The sequence below is a fragment of the Pseudoalteromonas sp. genome (genome assembly GCF_041629635.1).
Taxonomy (GTDB): domain Bacteria; phylum Pseudomonadota; class Gammaproteobacteria; order Enterobacterales; family Alteromonadaceae; genus Pseudoalteromonas.
In genome coordinates this window covers 1-1,510 of record NZ_JBFKMX010000278.1, presented here as the reverse complement: position 1 = coordinate 1,510, position 1,510 = coordinate 1, and the positions used below count along the sequence as shown (strand labels likewise).

Sequence of the window (1,510 nt, the reverse complement as noted above, 5' to 3'; positions counted from 1 at the left end):
ATTCCAGAAAATATTTCCGGCAACTGGCTACCGAGTGAATTAGTCACATTAAATGAAGAGTGGCAACCTGAAAAACAAAGCTATCAAATTGGCGAACCTATTACTCGCACCATAACCATGACTGCGCTCGGCATCACCAAAGAGCAACTACCAGAAATCAATTTACCAAGCATTAATGGTGTGCGCAGTTATTCAGACCAAGCTGAAACCAATAACCTTGTAAGAAATGGCAAGGTGATTTCACAAAAAGTCGAGTCATTTGCACTTATGCCACAAACGCCTGGTACCTACACATTACCTGAAGTACGTGTGCCTTGGTTTAATGTAATCACTAATCGAATTGAATACGCGACACTACTAACAAGGGAATTAACCGTCGTTGGCGATCCAAACTTTGTTCAGCCAACTATCACAGCACCACAAGTGAATAACGCACCAACAAGTGACATTAAAGATGACTCTGTTAATACGCGTGTTGAAACGCCAATTTATTACTGGCCGTTAGTGATTCTGGGTTACGCACTTTGGCTAATTACACTGCTTATAATGTGGTTTAAACGCAAGCCAGTAGCTACTTTAGCAAAAACTGATAAAGAGTACGTACCAAGTACAAATCCACTACCAGCGTTACAAACCGCAGTAAAAGAAAATAATCAACGTTCGTTCTATCATCAACTGATGAAACTGTGCAAGTTACATACAGGCAGCGCAGATTTAACTAAACTTAATACCGTCATAAATAATCCGCAATTTGCAGAAGCAATTAATCACTTACAGGCAAATCTTTATGCAGGTAAGAATCACACTGTTGATCTTAAATTTATCTATCAGCAGTTAAATAATTTAAATAAAAAACCTAAAAGTGAGAATGAGTTAACCCAGCTCTACTAAAATAGTTTCAATGTTCGGAAAGAAAAAACAACAACGTCAGGTCTTAATTGACATGGCAGATAAACAAAAACGATATGAAGCGTTAGTGAATGTGTATCACAAAGAGCTATACCGCTTCGCATACTGGTTAGCAGGTGACCCAACGGTGGCCGAAGACCTTGTGCAAGAAACTTTTTTAAGGGCTTGGCGCTCGCTTGATTCACTTCTCGACCAGCAAGCAGCTAAAGCATGGTTAATTACGATTTTGCGTCGTGAGAATGCGCGACGTTTTGAGCGTAAACAATTTGATTACAGCGATGTTGAGCAAGATACGCTATGCGATACACAAACCCTCGATATGGAACAAAACGCAGAGCGTTCACAGCTGCAAAAACGCATTATGCAACTCGATGAAGAGTACCGTGAACCCTTGCTTCTGCAAGTGGTAATGGGGTTTAGTGGTGATGAAATCGCATCCATTTTATCACTTAACAAAAATACGGTAATGACACGACTATTTCGTGCTCGCAACCAATTGAAAGACAATTTACAACCAAGTTTACAAAGGGGGATCAACAATGGATGAATTAGAATTACGACGTCGTTTATATGCTGATCCTAATACCAGCGATAAAGACGT

The 1,510-nt window shown here is 39.9% G+C and carries 2 protein-coding genes; both read left to right on the top strand.

Features of this window, described 5'->3' with window-relative positions:
- A partial coding sequence (locus ABYD77_RS19110) for a BatD family protein (protein WP_372771672.1) occupies positions 1-891 on the top strand: 891 nt, incomplete at its 5' end.
- 52 nt (positions 892-943) lie between these two features.
- Positions 944-1,456, top strand: coding sequence for a sigma-70 family RNA polymerase sigma factor (locus ABYD77_RS19105; protein ID WP_233430493.1), 513 nt, complete (start codon positions 944-946; stop codon positions 1,454-1,456).
- The last annotated feature ends 54 nt before the right edge of the window (positions 1,457-1,510 follow it).

Excerpts from the sequence above, each read along its gene's own strand:
- ABYD77_RS19105 (WP_233430493.1), top strand. The coding sequence starts at position 944 with ATGGCAGATAAACAAAAACGATATGAAGCGTTAGTGAATGTGTATCAC.